The sequence below is a fragment of the Pandoraea norimbergensis genome (assembly GCF_001465545.3).
Classification (GTDB): domain Bacteria; phylum Pseudomonadota; class Gammaproteobacteria; order Burkholderiales; family Burkholderiaceae; genus Pandoraea; species Pandoraea norimbergensis.
The window spans coordinates 261,094-276,640 of the sequence record NZ_CP013480.3; the positions used below are offsets into that span (position 1 = coordinate 261,094).

The 15,547-nt window shown below is 63.2% G+C and carries 15 protein-coding genes; 11 read left to right on the forward strand and 4 right to left on the reverse strand.

Annotated elements, in window-relative coordinates; translation table 11 throughout:
• Positions 1-105: 105 nt before the first annotated feature.
• From dksA to hslU, 5 genes are all read left to right on the forward strand, one after another.
• Positions 106-525 carry an RNA polymerase-binding protein DksA gene (gene dksA / locus AT302_RS01070; RefSeq protein ID WP_058376817.1) on the forward strand — a complete coding sequence of 140 codons (420 nt, stop codon included), beginning with the start codon at positions 106-108 and terminating at the stop codon, positions 523-525.
• Between the two features lie 294 nt (positions 526-819).
• Entirely contained in the window at positions 820-1,290 is a 471-nt protein-coding gene (locus AT302_RS01075) for a hypothetical protein (protein ID WP_058376818.1), read from the forward strand.
• Positions 1,291-1,585: 295 nt separating this feature from the next.
• Positions 1,586-3,676, forward strand: a complete 2,091-nt coding sequence (locus AT302_RS01080; RefSeq protein WP_084656501.1) for a TonB-dependent receptor — start codon at positions 1,586-1,588, stop codon at positions 3,674-3,676.
• Positions 3,677-3,960: 284 nt separating this feature from the next.
• Positions 3,961-4,512, forward strand: a complete 552-nt coding sequence (gene hslV / locus AT302_RS01085; protein ID WP_058376819.1) for an ATP-dependent protease subunit HslV — start codon at positions 3,961-3,963, stop codon at positions 4,510-4,512.
• A gap of 188 nt (positions 4,513-4,700) precedes the next feature.
• The gene (hslU, locus tag AT302_RS01090; protein WP_058376820.1) at positions 4,701-6,059 is read left to right on the forward strand and encodes an ATP-dependent protease ATPase subunit HslU; all 1,359 of its coding nucleotides are present in this window, start codon (positions 4,701-4,703) and stop codon (positions 6,057-6,059) included.
• Between the two features lie 105 nt (positions 6,060-6,164).
• Here the strand turns inward: hslU and AT302_RS01095 are convergent, their stop codons facing one another.
• Both AT302_RS01095 and AT302_RS01100 read right to left on the reverse strand, forming a co-directional pair.
• Positions 6,165-6,707 carry a response regulator transcription factor gene (locus AT302_RS01095; protein ID WP_058376821.1) on the reverse strand — a complete coding sequence of 181 codons (543 nt, stop codon included), beginning with the start codon at positions 6,705-6,707 and terminating at the stop codon, positions 6,165-6,167.
• The gene (locus AT302_RS01100; protein WP_058376822.1) at positions 6,704-7,972 is read right to left on the reverse strand and encodes an ATP-binding protein; all 1,269 of its coding nucleotides are present in this window, start codon (positions 7,970-7,972) and stop codon (positions 6,704-6,706) included. Before AT302_RS01100 ends, AT302_RS01095 begins: the two co-directional genes overlap by 4 nt.
• A gap of 218 nt (positions 7,973-8,190) precedes the next feature.
• Between AT302_RS01100 and AT302_RS01105 the strand changes: the two genes are divergently transcribed.
• Positions 8,191-8,691, forward strand: coding sequence for a copper chaperone PCu(A)C (locus AT302_RS01105; protein WP_058376823.1), 501 nt, complete (start codon positions 8,191-8,193; stop codon positions 8,689-8,691).
• Positions 8,692-8,862: 171 nt separating this feature from the next.
• On the opposite strand, the gene AT302_RS01110 is transcribed toward AT302_RS01105, so the two are convergent.
• Entirely contained in the window at positions 8,863-9,189 is a 327-nt protein-coding gene (locus tag AT302_RS01110) for a hypothetical protein (RefSeq protein WP_058376824.1), read from the reverse strand.
• Positions 9,190-9,687: 498 nt separating this feature from the next.
• Here AT302_RS01110 and argB point away from each other — a divergent pair, with 498 nt between their 5' ends.
• From argB to AT302_RS01135, 5 genes are all read left to right on the forward strand, one after another.
• The gene (gene argB, locus AT302_RS01115) at positions 9,688-10,593 is read left to right on the forward strand and encodes an acetylglutamate kinase (RefSeq protein WP_058376825.1); all 906 of its coding nucleotides are present in this window, start codon (positions 9,688-9,690) and stop codon (positions 10,591-10,593) included.
• Between the two features lie 129 nt (positions 10,594-10,722).
• Positions 10,723-11,415: a Dph6-related ATP pyrophosphatase gene (locus AT302_RS01120; protein ID WP_058376826.1), complete on the forward strand. Its 693-nt coding sequence runs from the start codon at positions 10,723-10,725 to the stop codon at positions 11,413-11,415.
• Between the two features lie 82 nt (positions 11,416-11,497).
• Complete coding sequence (locus AT302_RS01125) at positions 11,498-12,511, forward strand: hypothetical protein (RefSeq protein WP_157125649.1); 1,014 nt, start codon at positions 11,498-11,500, stop codon at positions 12,509-12,511.
• Between the two features lie 375 nt (positions 12,512-12,886).
• The gene (locus AT302_RS01130; RefSeq protein ID WP_157125650.1) at positions 12,887-13,615 is read left to right on the forward strand and encodes a hypothetical protein; all 729 of its coding nucleotides are present in this window, start codon (positions 12,887-12,889) and stop codon (positions 13,613-13,615) included.
• Between the two features lie 37 nt (positions 13,616-13,652).
• Positions 13,653-14,576: a hypothetical protein gene (locus AT302_RS01135; RefSeq protein WP_058376829.1), complete on the forward strand. Its 924-nt coding sequence runs from the start codon at positions 13,653-13,655 to the stop codon at positions 14,574-14,576.
• Between the two features lie 42 nt (positions 14,577-14,618).
• On the opposite strand, the gene AT302_RS01140 is transcribed toward AT302_RS01135, so the two are convergent.
• The gene (locus AT302_RS01140) at positions 14,619-15,524 is read right to left on the reverse strand and encodes a LysR substrate-binding domain-containing protein (RefSeq protein ID WP_058376830.1); all 906 of its coding nucleotides are present in this window, start codon (positions 15,522-15,524) and stop codon (positions 14,619-14,621) included.
• Positions 15,525-15,547 lie beyond the last annotated feature (23 nt).

Here is a 15,547-nt window from a genome sequence, read left to right on the forward strand (position 1 = left end):
AGGAACGTAACCCAGGACGCCGCCAGCGGCACCGCCGGCAAGCAAGACGCTCCACCCGCTAAAGGAGCGTCGCCGGACTATCCGAAAGAGACGCCACAAAAACCCATGAGCAAGAAAAGACTTTTGACCGAGGCCGAAATTCTGAAGATGGGCGAGAAGGACTACATGAATGAAGATCAACTCGCCTTCTTCAAGGATCGTCTGGAAAAGCTGCAAGAGGAAATTCTGCGTAACGCCGGCCAGACGACCGAGAACCTCCGCGAAACCATTCTCGTACCTGATCCGGCCGACCGCGCCACGATCGAAGAAGAACACGCACTCGAGCTGCGCACCCGCGACCGCGAGCGCAAGCTGCTGAAGAAGGTGCAACAGTCGCTCGCCCGCATCGAATCGGGTGAGTACGGCTGGTGCGAAGAAACCGGCGAGCCGATCGGCATCCCGCGTTTGCTCGCACGCCCGACGGCCACGCTGTCGCTCGAAGCACAAGAGCGTCGCGAGCTGCGTCAGAAACTGTTCGGCGATTGATTTGAACGCGATTTGAACCTGATTTGAATGCCATTCAAGTCAGGTTCGAATCGAATGCATTCGAAAAATTTCGAATGCATTTAAGCCAGGCACCGCGCGGTGGCGGTGCTTCGGCCCCTCGGTTTGCAAAGGGCATGTCTTCGTGACATGCCTTTTTTGTTTTCTCTTTTTGATCGAGAGGGCACCCGGGAAGGCTGACTGTCGCCTGCGCGCAACGTCACACAAAGCTCGCGGCAGGGCTCGCTTTATGGCAAAATTGCAACTCAGTTGCAATTGAGCTTTTCCATCTCTTCCATGCCGTCCTTCCCGTTCACCTTCCGATACTGGCGTGCCCGTTTGCGCGCGCCGGCGAATCGTGGGCGCAGCGGTTGGGTGGCGTGGCTCATCGTGGCACTGCTGTGCGTGCAGATGTGGGGCTTGCAGCACGAGATCGTGCACGCCCGGCAACTGGCGGACACCGGCGTGTCGGCGGCGGCCGCTGCGACGGACAACGCGGCAGACGCTGATGCCGACACCGATGACGATGCCGACGCACAGAACGCATGGGCGCCGGTCAATCCGAGCCTCGCTCACACCGTCTACGGCAGTCACCACCACTGCCATCTGTTCGAAGGCGCCACGCTGGCGGCCGCCATGGCCGTCGCGGTGCTGGAATGGCGCGCCGATAGCCACACGGATCTCACACCATCGCGCGCTACGGGCCGCTCGCATGCCAGTGCGCTCACGCTGCCGTTCCGCTCTCGCGCCCCGCCTGTCACGGTCTGAACTTCCACGCGCTGCACGCGCGACTTCCCGCTGAAACGTTCTTCATTTGCCACACAGCTTGACGGCGTTGCCGACGGCTGCGGGCAAGGTCGCCATTCGTCTGCGCCCACGCGGCTGCGGCGCATGTTGTGACGGCGTTCGTGCGTGCCGATCGACGGGTACCCCGTCTCAGACCTGACAACACAACAACGACATGGCATCTCCTACCCTCAACGTGGCGCGTGCGCGCGCTGCGGTCTCGTTCTCCTTTGCCCCGGTACCGCTTGCCGTAGGCCTGACGCTGGCCTTCGCTGCCATGCAGGCGAACGCTGCTGACGCGTCACCCGCTACCACCAACGCCACCACCAACGCCACCTCCAACGCCACCTCCAACGCCACCTCCAACGCCACCACGGTGCCTACCTCCGCTACCGTCTCCGGCGACGATGCGCTGGCCCTCTCGACGACCTTCGTCACCGGCAACCCGCTTGGCCGGGCGGCAGCCGATCTCACGGTGCCCGTCACGGCACTCGACGGACGCGCGCTGGTACTGCGCCGCACCGGCACCCTTGGCGAGACGCTCGACGGTCTGCCCGGCGTCTCATCGACCTCATACGGCCCGAACGTGAGCCGCCCGATCATTCGCGGTCTCGACGGCGACCGCATCCGCGTGTTGCAAAACGGCACGGGCGCGCTCGACGCGTCATCGCTGTCCTACGACCATGCCGTGGCCCAAGACCCGCTCTCCATCGAGCGCATCGAAATCGTGCGCGGCCCGGCCGCGCTGCTCTACGGTGGCAACGCCGTGGGCGGCGTGGTCAACACCATCGACAACCGGATTCCGCGCGAGCCGATCAACGGCATCTCGGGCGCGGCCGATCTAAGCTACGGCGGCGCTAATCGCGAGCGTGCGGGCGCGGCGTTGATCGAAGTGGGTAACGGCCAGTTCGCATTCCATGTCGACGGCTTCGCACGCAAGAGCACTGACCTGCGCATCCCGGGCCTTGCCCGCTCCGCGCAACAGCGTGCCCGTGACCCCGAAGGCACCGAGCAACCGTCCGGCACGCTGCCCAACAGCAACGGGCAGGCGAGCGGTGCGGCCGTTGGCGCGTCGTGGACGTGGGCGAACGGCTATAGCGGCTTGTCCTACTCCGGTTACGACTCCGACTACGGCACGGTGGCCGAAGAAAACACGCGCATCCGGCTGCGTCAGCAGCATCTCGCGCTGGCGAGCGAAGTGCGCAATCTGAGCGGTCCGTTCACGGCCCTCAAGTTCAACTTCGGCTACACCGACTACGAGCACAAGGAGATCGAAAACGGCCAGACCGGCACGACCTTCAAGAACCACGGCTACGAAGGGCGTATCGAAGCACGTCACGCGAAGATCGGTCCGTTCGAAGGCGCCGTCGGCGTGCAGTTCTCGCAGAACACCTTCTCGGCGCTCGGTGAAGAGGCGTTCGTACCGAAGAGCGATACCAGCAACGTGGCCCTTTTTGCGCTCGAGGAATGGGCCGTGAATCAAGCCGTGAAGCTCTCGTTCGGTGCGCGCATCGAGCACACGCACGTGAAACCAACGGCGGGCGGCAGCGACCGTTTCGACAATCTGCCCACGCGCAACTTCACGCCGGGCAGTGTCTCGGCGGGGGCTGTCTTTGCGCTGGCGCCAGCCTGGTCGGTAGCGTTGAACACGTCGTATACCGAACGCGCGCCGACCTTCTACGAGTTGTATGCCAACGGTCCGCACGCGGCGACCGGCATCTGGGAAATCGGCAACGCGCAATCGAAGCTTGAAAAGGCGTTTTCGACCGACCTGTCGTTGCGTTACGCGAATGGTCCGCACAAGGGCAGCGTCGGGGTGTTCTACAGCCGCTTCTCTAACTTCATTGCGCTGGAGAACGCCGGCCGTTCGGTGAATGGAGAAGGCGAGCCGGTGACGTCCGGCGGTCTGCCCGTCTATCAATATGCAGGTGTGCCGGCGGAGCTTTACGGCGTAGAAGCCGAAGGCCGCGCCCGGGTGTGGCAGGGCTACGGCAATGTGGACGTGGAACTGCGCGCCGACTACACGCTCGGCCGCAATCGTGACACCGGCGAGCCGCTGCCGCGCATCGCACCGTTGCGTCTGACGGCGGCGCTCGCGTACGGCCTCGGCCCGTGGGGCGCCCGCGTGGAAATGGTACATGCGAGCAATCAGGGGCGTGTGCCGGCGGGTGACCTGACGACCAACGGCTACACCACGCTCGGCGCGGCACTCACGTATCAGTTCAAGACTGGCGGCGCGCAGTGGCTCGCGTATCTCAAGGGCGAGAACCTGACGAATCAGGAAGTGCGTCTGGCCAGTTCGTTCCTGCGCGACATTGCACCGCAGGGCGGCCGTGCGGTGCGCGTCGGTCTGCGTACGACTTTCTAAGCGGAACCCACCGCATAAACGGGGGAATTTCCGAGAAATTCCCCCGCCATTCCCCCATCCGCGTGGTGCAATGCCGCGCGAACGGCGCCTTCCGTGCCTTATCGAACAGCACGCAAATCCCATCAAACAAGCTGCCGTCGACGCCTCTTGATATTCCTTCGATTGCCCTAAACTACAGTCACGTCTCGCCCGGTCGGGCACGTTCTCACAGCATGGGGGGCGCGCACGGTGAAGTCCGGGCCAATCGTTACGGGGCGCAAGACGCCCCCCGAAAAGGAACAGGCATGGAGCAATATCACGGCACCACCATCGTCTCCGTTCGGCGCGGCGATCAGGTCGCGCTCGGCGGCGACGGTCAGGTCACGCTCGGCAATATCGTGATGAAGGGCACCGCCCGCAAGGTGCGAACCGTTTATGACGGCAAGGTCATGGTCGGTTTCGCTGGCGCGACGGCGGATGCGTTCTCGCTGCTCGATCGTTTCGAGGCGAAGTTGCAGAAGCATCAGGGTCATCTGACGCGCTCGGCCGTCGAACTCGCCAAGGACTGGCGTACCGACCGCATGCTGCGCCGGCTCGAAGCGATGATGATCGTCGCCGATGCCGAGACCACGCTGGTGATCACCGGCAACGGCGACGTGCTCGATCCGGAAGGCGGCGTGGCCGCGATCGGTTCGGGTGGCTCGTACGCCGAGGCGGCGGCGCGTGCGCTCGTGCAGAACACGGATTTGTCGCCGGCCGAAATCGTGAAGAAGGCGCTCACGATTGCGGGCGACATGTGCATCTACACGAACCAGAACCACATCATCGAGTCGCTGCCGCAGAAGGCTGCGAAGTAATGTTCTGCAACGCGGATCTGCAAAGCAAATCCGTGCAGCATTCAACGCAACGACTCACGACCAACGAGCAGCAAGTGACGACGGTCGACGCGCACGCCGCAGCAGGTGGACTCCTGCGGCGTGACTTGCCGGCCGGGGTATGACCGGCCGGGCGTCACCCTGATCGAAACCCTAATTTGGCGAACGTCATGACCCATATGACCCCCTCCGAGATCGTTTCCGAACTCGACAAACACATCATCGGCCAGAACAAGGCCAAGAAGGCTGTCGCGGTGGCATTGCGTAACCGCTGGCGTCGCCAGCAGGTGGCGGACCCGCTGCGTCAGGAAATCACCCCGAAGAACATTCTGATGATCGGGCCGACCGGCGTGGGCAAGACCGAGATCGCCCGTCGTCTGGCCAAGCTGGCCGACGCGCCGTTCATCAAGGTCGAAGCGACCAAGTTCACCGAAGTGGGCTATGTGGGCCGCGACGTGGACAGCATCGTGCGCGATCTGGCGGAAATTGCCATCAAGCAGACCCGCGAAGCCGAGATGAAGAAGGTGCGCACCACGGCCGAAGATCGTGCCGAAGACCGCATTCTCGATCTGCTGCTGCCGACGGGCCGCGAGTCCTCGCGTGACATCCGCTTCGGCTCGGTGTCGCATGAACCGGAACCCAGCACCGAAGATAACGCCACGCGTCAGACGTTCCGCAAGCGGTTGCGCGAAGGCGCGCTCGACGACAAGGAAGTCGAGCTTGAAGTCGAGATTCCGGCGCAGGGCATGGAGATCATGGGCCCGCCGGGCATGGAAGAAATGACCGAGCAGATCAAGGGCATGTTCGCGAACCTGGGCAACCAGCGCAAGAAGCGCCAGAAGCTCAAGATCAAGGACGCGCTCAAGATCCTGACCGACGAAGAAGCGTCGAAGATGCTCAACGACGAAGAGGTCAAGCAACTGGCACTGCGCAACGTCGAGCAGAACGGCATTGTGTTCCTCGACGAGATCGACAAGATCGCCACGCGCAGCGAAGTCGGCGGCGGCGATGTGTCGCGTCAGGGCGTGCAGCGCGACTTGCTGCCGCTGGTCGAAGGCACGACCGTGAGCACGAAGTTCGGCATGATCAAGACGGACCACATCCTGTTCATCGCGAGCGGAGCGTTCCATCTGGCCAAGCCGAGCGACCTGATTCCCGAGTTGCAAGGCCGCTTCCCGATCCGTGTCGAACTCGACTCGCTGTCCGTCGAAGACTTCGAATCGATTCTCACGCAGACCGATGCGAGCCTCGTGAAGCAATATCAGGCGCTGCTCGCGACCGAAGACGTGGCACTCGAATTCGCGCCGGACGGTATCAAGCGTCTCGCGGAGATCGCGTTCTCGGTCAACGAGCGCACCGAGAACATCGGCGCACGCCGTCTGTACACCGTGATCGAGAAGCTGCTGGAAGACGTCTCGTACAACGCCGGCAAGCAGGCGAATCAGGTCGTCACCATCGACGCGGCTTATGTGGACGCGTCGCTTGGCGAAGTCGCACAGAACGAAGACCTGTCGCGCTACGTGCTGTAACGCCATCGATCCGTCGTTTGCGAAATGAAGAACGGCCCCATTCGGGGCCGTTTTTTTATGCGCGTCGAACTGGCGTCGAACGTGCTGCCGAACTGCCGGCGTGCCTTACTGCTTGACCGGTCGCTTCAGCAGCTTGCGTTGCAGCGTACGGCGATGCATGTTCAGCGCGCGCGCGGTCGCGGAGATATTGCCGTTGTGCTCGGCGAGCACGCGCTGGATGTGCTCCCATTCGAGGCGCGCCACCGACAGCGGCGACGGGTTTTCGAAGGCCTCGTCGGCCTGCGTCTCGCTGGCATCGTTGCGCAACGACGCGAGGATGGTGTCGGCGTTGGCGGGCTTGGCCAGATAGTTGTCGGCGCCGTCTTTGACGGCCTGCACGGCCGTCGCAATGCTCGCGTAGCCCGTCAGCACCAACATGCGTGCCTTCGGTTGCAGGGCGCGCAGCGGCGCGATGAGCGGCAACCCCGAGTCGTGACCCAGATGCAGGTCGACCGAAATCAGGTCGAACTGACGCGTGCGTGCCGCGAGCAATGCGGCGGCGCCGTCGGCGGCAATCTGCACGTCGTATCCGCGGCGCGTGAGTGCGCGAGCCAGCGTTTCGGCGAAAACGACGTCGTCGTCGATGAGAAGAAAATGGGAGGCGTTCATGTCTGACTCCGCGAGCCGAAGAAGAAGGTGGCCATCGGCAGGCGCAGCTCGGCGCGCGTGCCTTGCGGCGTATTGGGGGTGAGGATGATGTCGCCGCCGAGACGTTGCGCACTGGCAAAGGCGAGATACAGGCCCATGCCGTGTCCGCCGTGTGTGCTCATGACGGGGGAGTTGCCCAGCCGCGTACGCAGTTCGGCAGTCATGCCGGGGCCTTCGTCGCAGACGGTAAAGCGCAGATCGTCGGGGGCCACTGCCACATCGAGCGTGACCGACGACGGGCTGAAGTACGCGGCGTTATCGAGCAGGATAGTGAGGATCTGCCCGACCTGTACGGTGTCTTCGATACGCGCGGTCAGTTGCGGCGGCACGTGCAACTGAAACTGCACCTGCGGGTGACGCAGGCGCCATTGCGTGGTGAAAGCCGGCAGCCATTCCGCGAGGGCCTGACGCACCGGTGCCGCTGCGCGCATCTGCACATGACCGATGGCGCTTTTGCACAGCGCAATCTGTTGTTCCAGTGTCTGCAAATCGGGTTCGAACGGTTTGAGCGAGGCGTTGCCCACGCTCTCGCTGCGCAACTCACCGACGACGACGGCCATGGTGGAGAGCGGCGTGCCGAGCTCGTGAGCGACACTCGCGGCCTGCGCACCTAGCGCGGCCATGCGCTCATCGCGCAGCAGGCGCTGTTCGGCACGTGCCAGTTGGGCATCGCGGGCACGCAGCGCCCGCGACATGCGTGACACGAACCACGCAATCACCAGCACGCTCACCACGAAGTTGACCCACATGCCCGCGAGGTGAAGCCGCAGCAGGTTGCCCGGGTCGGCGAGATCGAGCGGCACGTACTGGAAGTTCAGCGCGCCGTAAGCGACGAGCGAGAGCAACGCGAGTTGCGACGCGTTACGCCATGGCAGCACGGCGGCGGCAATCGCGAGACCGGGGAGGAACAGCGAGACGAAGGGATTGGTGGCGCCGCCCGAGAAGAACAACAGGGCGGTGAGTGCCGCCAGATCGACCAGCAACTGCCCCATCAGATCGAGATCGGTGCGCCGCTTGGCGCGCTCCACACCACGTCGTGCCCGAATCCAGGTGAGCACGTTGAAGAGCACTTCGAGCGCCACGATGGTGAGCATCGGTTCGAGCGGCAGACGCACGCCGAGCCAAAGTTGGGCGACACCGATAGTGGCCAACTGGCCGACGATGGCCAGACAGCGCAGCCAGAAAAGCTGAACGACGTTGGTTCGCTCGATAGGGAAATGAGTCATACGACAAGTGTACCAAGAGCGGCCCACCGGCCGTCCGGCCGCGCCGGGCGCTGCGACACTCTGCCGCACGCCAAAATTCCATGTATTACCCAGGCGCCACGCACCATGCGCAAGCCACGACTACAATGAATGTCCACGTCCTGCGCGACACATCGTCGCGCAACGTCTCATGCGATACAAGGCCGGTATCCACCGGCCCACAACCAAAAGGAGTTTGCATGAAACACAAGATTTGGGTGGCTGCTGCACTGAGCCTGGCGACGGTCTCGGCATACGCACAGGTCGCCGTCTCCGACGCGTGGGCCCGCGGCACCGTGCCCGGCCAGACCGCCACCGGTGTGTTTATGACGTTGCAGTCGCGCGATGCGACCACGCTCGTCGGCGTGAGCACCCCGGCTGCCGCCACGGCGGAAGTGCATGAGATGAAGCTCGAAGGCACGCTCATGAAGATGCGTGCCCTGCCGAACGGCCTGCCGCTACCGGCAAATCAGCCGGTGCAACTCAAGCCGGGCAGCTATCACATCATGCTCAACGACCTGAAGGCACAACTGAAGAAGGGCGACACCGTGCCGGTCACGCTGCGCTTTGAGAGTGCCGATCACAAGAAGACGGAGCAACAGGTGCAAGTGCAGGTGCGCGACCTGACGGCGCCGGCCCCGGCGGCGGGCGGTGCCATGAGCGCCATGCCGGGCATGGCGCACGGCTCGCATAGCCAGTAAGGCAGCGCGGCCATGGCCAACAAGTCGCTCAGTACCCGCCAGAAGCTGATGTTTCGCGGAACGGGCGGCGTGCGCGGGGTGGGCGCCAAAAGTGGCGCGGTCGGCAGCTTCGGCGCTGCCGCGCCACGCGGCAAGCCGCCTGCGCCGACAGCCCCCGGGCGCAAGCCCGGTTCAGGTCTTGTTGGTGGGCGGCGTGGTGGGATTGATGGCGTCGTTGATGCTGCCTGTGAGGTCAGCCGGGGTGCCGCTGAGACTGACCCCGGCGGCCACCAGCGCCGCACGAAGGCACGGGGGGCATAGGCACGCGCCGACGCCGAGCCGGGCCGAGGCCGGTAGATGTGGCCAGTCGAGACACCAGCAGGTCACCGTCGTGGCGCAGGCACTCGCTGCATCCGCTGTGTTCACCTCAGTCGATTGCGCGCCGCACGACACGACACTGCCGCACTGTGGACAACGGCTGCCGTCGGCGGGCAGCGGCGTCTTTCCTTCACCTTCCATACTTGATCCCGAGTGAGTGGGGTGGCCCGGCCTTCCCCCGAGCGACCCGGCGGCGGTTCGGGTCCGTGACCCCGGGCCGTCATTTCCAGCCTGTGAGAAGTATCCTGCCCCGGACTGCCCATCGTAGCGCCGTCGACGCCTGCCAAGTTGCACAACTGCAACAGCCTTGGCGCTGTCATCGGCTGGCCACAGCACCCGCGACGAAGACCGGCAAACGACCCATCAGACGGGGTTTGGAAGACGTTCCGGAAAAATCGGCCACTAGCGGGCGTCCGCCGTCGAGTGAAAGGGGTGATACGCGGGTGACATCGTAGCCCGGTCACGGGGCGGAATTGGCCGCATTTGCCGATGGCGCCCGACACGTGCCGAAGGGTAGCGGGACGGGCGCGCGCAGGCAATACGGAAGTGCTTCCAAAACCGGGCAAAGCCCAGCACGCACGGGCTTCTTGGCTGTACAATGCGCCGTGTTTCTGGTCCACCTGCGAAAACGTTCCCGCCATGTCCGATCTGCAACCGAATTCCATCGACGACATCGCACCCGCTCTCAAAGCCGAGATTCTGGCCGAGGCGATGCCGTATATCCGCAAATATCACGGTAAGACCGTGGTGATCAAATACGGCGGCAACGCGATGACCGAGGAGCGCCTGAAGCAGGGCTTCGCGCGCGACGTCATTTTGCTCAAGCTCGTGGGCATCAATCCGGTCGTGGTGCACGGCGGCGGCCCGCAAATCGATCAGGCACTCAAGAAGATCGGCAAGCAGGGCACGTTCATCCAAGGCATGCGCGTCACGGATGAAGAGACCATGGAAGTGGTCGAATGGGTGCTCGGCGGCGAAGTCCAGCAGGACATCGTGATGCTGATCAACCAATACGGCGGCCAGGCGGTCGGTCTCACCGGCAAGGACGGTGGTCTGATCAACGCCCGCAAGATGCTGATGCCGGATCGCGAGAATGCGGGCCAGTTCATCGACATCGGTTACGTCGGCGAAGTCGATTCGATCAACCCGGCCGTGGTGCGCGCGTTGCAAGACGACGCTTTCATCCCGGTGATCTCGCCGATCGGCGTGGGCGAAGACGGTCAGGCGTACAACATCAACGCCGACCTCGTGGCGGGCAAGCTCGCGACGGTGCTGGGCGCCGAGAAGCTGGTGATGATGACCAACATCCCGGGCGTGATGGACCGTGAAGGCAATCTGCTCACCGATCTGTCGGCTCGCGAAATCGACGAACTGTTTGCGGACGGCACGATCTCCGGCGGCATGCTGCCGAAGATTTCGTCGGCACTCGACGCGGCCAAGAGTGGCGTCAAGTCGGTGCACATCGTCGACGGCCGTATCGAACACTCAGTGCTGCTCGAGATTCTGACCGAGCAACCGTTCGGCACGATGATCCGCTCGCACTAAGTACTACGCACTAAGTACTACGCAATAAGTACGCTGCACTAAGTACGACGCAATAAGTTTCACTGGCGGACCCTGCGGGGTCCGCTTTGCATTGGCCCCATCAAACGCGCTCGATCTGACCTCGACACCATGCCCACGCCCGCCTTCTTTTCATGGAGCGGCGGCAAGGACTCCTGCCTTGCCCTGCATCACGCCCTGTCTTGCGACGCGAGCGGCGCACCGCATTTCGACGTGCGCCGTCTGCTGGCGATGTTCGACGAATCGGGTGACAGCTCCCGCTCGCACGGGTTGCCTCGCGAGTTGATGCAGGCGCAGGCCGATGCGCTGGGCATTGCACTCGATATCGGACAAGCGGGCTGGAAAGGCTACGAAGCGGCGTTCATCGCGCGCTTGCAGGCGATGCGTGCCGAGGGCATCACGCATGGGTTGTTCGGCGACATCGATCTGCAACCGCATCGCGATTGGGAAGAAAAGGTGTGCGCGGCGGCGGGCATGACGGCGGTGTTGCCGCTGTGGCAGCGTGAGCGTCTGGTGCTGGCCAACGAGTTCATCTCGCTGGGGTATCGCGCGGTGATCGTCTGTGTCGACGGTCGCTACCTTGGGCCAGAATTCGTCGGTCGCGAATACGACGATGCGCTGCTGGCCGACTTGCCGGCCAACGTCGATGCATGCGGTGAGAACGGCGAGTTCCACACGTTTGCGTACGCGGGTCCGCGTTTCGCGCAACCGGTGGCGTGGCGCATCGAGCATGTCGAAACCATCCACGGTCCGGCCGAGTACGGCGGCACGCCGTACCATCGCGCGAGCATCGTGATGCGGTAATTGCGACATCCGCACGTCCGGCGACGATAGCCGCACGCTCGTCGAGGCAACATCATCGCCGATACTTTTTCGGAGGATGGACATGCCTGCAATTCAACCGTATGTTTCGCCGAATGTATCGCCGAATGCATCGCCGCTTGCCCCGTCCGCCGGGGTGCTGAGCGTCGGTGTTTCTGCCTTCACGCCATTCACCGAAACCGGTGCGATCGCTCATCGCAGCGCCGGACTTTCGGCAAATTTCAGCGCAGTGGCAAACCGCGCGGGCGACGCTTCAGATGGCAGATCCGCAGCGACGCCGGCGATCCACCAACGTCACCCTCGCTCCTCGTTCCCCGCACCGTGCAACACTCGCTATCCGGCAGCCGGTGGTTTCACGCGCCAGAGCCTATCCAAGCCGCAGCAGATTTCTCCGCAGAACCACACACAATTCCTGCGTGCAAACGCCGAGAGCGTAGTGTTCGGCGAATTGCTGGAAATGCTGCGGCCGGTGGGCCGATGCCCGAATCGACACTATGTCTGGAGCGTCGAACTCCGAGACGAACTCGAGCATCGCATGTATTGCCTCGGCATCTATGCCTACACCACCCTCCACAACATGGCGCTCAAGCATAAGATCGCGTCGCTGATGGTCGACGGTTCGGGGTATTTTCCGGGCACCGTCGGAGCGGTCTTTTACGACATCGGCTTCGAAGCGTTACGGCGTCGCGGGGTGTCGCATCGGGCGCTGGACGATATCCCGGCATCGCGTATCGAGGGGGCTGGCCGGTTCGCCGTGCGAGAGATACTGATGAGCCGGACGAACCCGCGAGATCCCTATCATGGCTTCACCGCCTATTTCAAACCGTTGCAGTTCCACGCACATGCCAACGGCATGCACGACGCCGCCGACATGCTCGACCGCATTACGCGCGATGATTCTTTCGGGTCTCCGGTGACCGGGCCTTCTGACGCCGCCAGCTTTCTTGCGGACGAGGCATCGCTGCTCGACGCCCATCTGCAACAGTGCGAACGGGCCGCCCAACCGAGTGCCTGGGAGAAATTCGTTGCAACGTACGTGAGGCCGGTGATCGGTGCGCGGTGGTTCTCCCGGCTGTAAGACTGTGTTCCGCGACAGACCCGCGTGCAGTTACGTCATTCGAGCGTCGGGCCACAATAGCCCCGAGCGTGGCAAGACAACATCATCCCCCCGACACTTCTCAGGAGGATCGATATGCCCGCATTGCAGCCCTGCTTAACGTCGGCGCCAACACCCGGATGTCTGAACGTGGGTGCTCCAGTGGTGCTGCCCGGCATCGCCAGCTCACGCGCGAGTGCGTTCAATCGCCACTTCGACAACGTGTCGAACCGCATGGGCGATGCGTCCGGCGAGGTGACTGACAACGCACCAACGCCGCGTATCGCGCACTCACGCCACACACGCGAGATACGTAAGGATGGATGCATCACGCGTTACCCGACGCAGGGAGGATTCATGCGCGACAGCCGATATGGCGCGCAGGAAATTTCACCGCAGGATCACACGCGATTCTTGCGCGCGAACGCCGAAAGCGCCGTGTTCGGGGAACTGCTGACATTGCTCCGGCCAAAGCGCGATTGCCCGAACGGCTATTTTCAAGACAATGCCACGTTAAGAGGCGAACTCTGGAAGCGCATCCAGTGCTTGAAAATCGACGGATACGTGTCGGTCAACGGCATGGCGGTCACGCACAAGATTCCGTCGCTGCTGATCGACGATGCGAAATATCTACCCGGCTCTCCCCGCGCGATCGCCTACGACATCGGCTTCGAAACGTTAAGCCGCCATGGTCGCGACGCCGGCGCAATCCAACGAAAACCCGTCGCGAGAGTCGAGGCTGCCGGCAGGGCCGCGATAAGACACATCCTCGCCGAACGACCTGACGGGCGCGATCCTTATCGCGGGTTCACCCCCCACTTCAAATCGTTGCAATTCCATGCGCATGCCAACGGGATGCAAGACGCCACCGACATGCTCGATCGCATTACGCGCGACGATTCGTTCGGCCACCCGGTGACGGGCCCCACGGAAGCGGCCGACTTTCTGGCAAACAACGCGTCGCCGCTCAAAGCGCATTTGCGCCAGTGCCACGAGGCGGCCAAACCGGGCCGCTGGCAGCGATTCGTGGGCACCGTCTTCAAATATCGGCCGATCCCCTTGCTGCTCAAACTGTTCGGTCGTTGATCGCTTTGTCCATCCGCTTCTGTTCCCGAGAATTGACATGCCTGCACTGCGTCCCTTTATACCCCCCGGCCTCCCGTCGTACATCCCAATCCTTCCTCCTGTGGCGGGGATCGCCGGTGAGGTAACGCTTGAGGGCGACTTCAGAACCGTAACGAACTACACGGGGCGATTGCCGCCCTCAGCGACGGACGCCAAGTTGCCTGAGCGCAATATCCGTCGGGCGGTCGATGGGCCGTGCAATACCCGCTATCCCGTACAAGGTGGTTTCACACGGCAAAGTACACGGCAAGCCGAAGCCATTTCGGCCGATAGACACGTGTATTTTTTTCACGAAAACGCTGACAACGTGCTGTTCGGAGAACTGCTGGAAATGCTTCGTCCGGTGGACGCATGCCCGAATCGACGGTACTGCCACAATGTCGAACTGAGAGACGAACTCGCGCACCGAATCGTCTGCCTGAGAATATCGGGATACATTTCCGTCGGTGAAATGGCGCTCAGACACGAGATACCGTCGCTGCTGCTCGACAGCACCGAATACTTCCCGGGCTCGGTTGGGGCGAACTTCTACGACATTGGCTTCGACGTGCTGGTGTCGCGCGGCCAGCGACGCCGCGCGGTACACGAAATGCCGATGGAAGATGTCCGGAACGAAGGCAGCCAGGAAGTGAAACGAATACTGGCGAGTGAGCAGGACCCGCGCGATATGTATTCGGGCTTCTCCGGATTCTTCAGGTCCTTGCAGTTTCACGCACACGCGAACGGCATGCAGGACGCGGCGGACATGCTCGACAGAATCACGCGCGACGATTCCTTCGGTCGCCCGCTGGCCGGGGCGGCACTCGCCAGCGCGTTCCTTATCGCCGATGGCTATGCGCTGAGCAACCATCTGCACCAATGCGCGCTCAAAAGCGTGCGGCCCAGCGCGCCGCCACCCAGCAGGGCGTGCGCAATTCTGTAGTCGCGCGATGCGGTCGCGTGCGCAGGGAAGGGGCGCTACCTTTCAGGCAGCCGCCGTCAGCCGCCGTAACTCGTCGAGCAACTTCACGGCAGGGCTGGGCAGAATGCCCTGCCGGCGGCGAAACGCCGTCAGCGTTCGTGTGGCGCGCACGGTCGGAATCGGCAGCGTGTCCATCACGCGCGCTTTCGCTTCCACGTCGTACATTGGTTCCGGCATCCATGTGAGAAAGCCGCAGCGCGCCACCATGCTCTTGAGTACCGGCACCGAACGCGTTTCCACGACAATGTTCGGCAGCCCCAGTCCATGTGCCGCAAACACGCCCTCCATATGTGCGTAAGGTGCAGTGCCGCGCGGCGGAATGGCCCAGCGCTCGCCCAGCGTATCGGCGAGCGCGATGCGTTTCTGTTTGCGCAGCGGATGATCGCAAGCGGCCACGACAAAGCTGTCGTCCTGCCAATGGCAATCGCCAATCGCCACGATGTCGTCGGTGTCGGGCGCGACGGTCGATAGCGCGAGATCGATCTCGTGACGCATCAGCCCCTGCGCCAGCCTGTCCCACACCCCTTCGATGATTTCCACGCGCAGATTCGGCCAGCGCGTCAGCACACGATCGATCGCGAGGGGCAGCACGTGACTGGCAATCGCGCCCACGGCGCCGACCTTGATCGTGCCTTTCGACAGCCCGCGTAGCGCATCGATTTCTTCGCGCGCCAGTTCGGCCTCGCGGGCGAGCAGCATCGCGTGGGGCAGCAACGCCTGCCCGACTGCCGTGAGCTCCATCCCCTTGCTATGCCGTTCGAACACCGCCGCGCCGAGATCGGTCTCCAAGCGCTTGATGGTGCGGCTCAGTGCCGGCTGCGTGAGATGCAACTCCGTCGCGGCACGCCCGAGGCTGCCGGTGGCGACGATGGTCGTGAACGCGCGCAGTTGCTGGAGGTTGAGGCTCATGGGCAGGCGATCTCGGGAAATGG